At 74.3% G+C, this 502-nt stretch carries 1 protein-coding gene; it reads left to right on the top strand.

Features of this window, described 5'->3' with window-relative positions; genetic code table 11:
* On the top strand, positions 1 to 502 hold a 502-nt coding region (locus J5M58_RS26345), incomplete at both ends, for a LysR substrate-binding domain-containing protein (protein WP_207880283.1).

The following is a 502-nucleotide window of genomic DNA, read 5'->3' as shown; positions in this document are numbered from 1 at the left end:
AGGCGGTCGCGTCGGTCTGCGGGCCGCCGCTGTCGGGCAAGGTCCGGCTCGGCTTGTCGGAGGATTTCGCGCTCACGCACCTGACGGCCGCGCTCGCGAGCTTCGTGCAGCGCAACCCGGAAGTCGAGCTCGAGATCGCGACCGGCTTGTCCGGCGATCTGTTCGACGCGCTCGACGCCGGGCGGCACGATCTCGTCTTCGCCAAGCGGATCGCGGGCAGCCGGCGCGGCCGCGTGATCCGCACCGAGCCGCTCTACTGGTGCGCGGGCCCCGCTTCGCCGCTCACCGGGCGCGAGCCCGTGCTGCCGCTCGCGCTGCATCCGCAGCCGAGCGTGTCGCGCCAGCGCGTGCTCGAGACGCTCGATGCGATCGGCCGGCCGTACCGGATCGCGGTGGCGAGCACGAGCATCGCGGTGCTGCGCGCGGCGGCGAGCGCGGGCCTCGGCATCAGCGCGTTCGCGGGCTACGTGATCCCGCACGGGCTCGCGAAGCTCGAGGCCGG

The organism is Pseudomonas sp. 32_A (assembly GCF_017490905.1).
Classification (GTDB): Bacteria; Pseudomonadota; Gammaproteobacteria; order Pseudomonadales; family Pseudomonadaceae; genus Aquipseudomonas; species Aquipseudomonas inefficax.
This window is presented reverse-complemented; position numbering and strand designations above follow the sequence as displayed.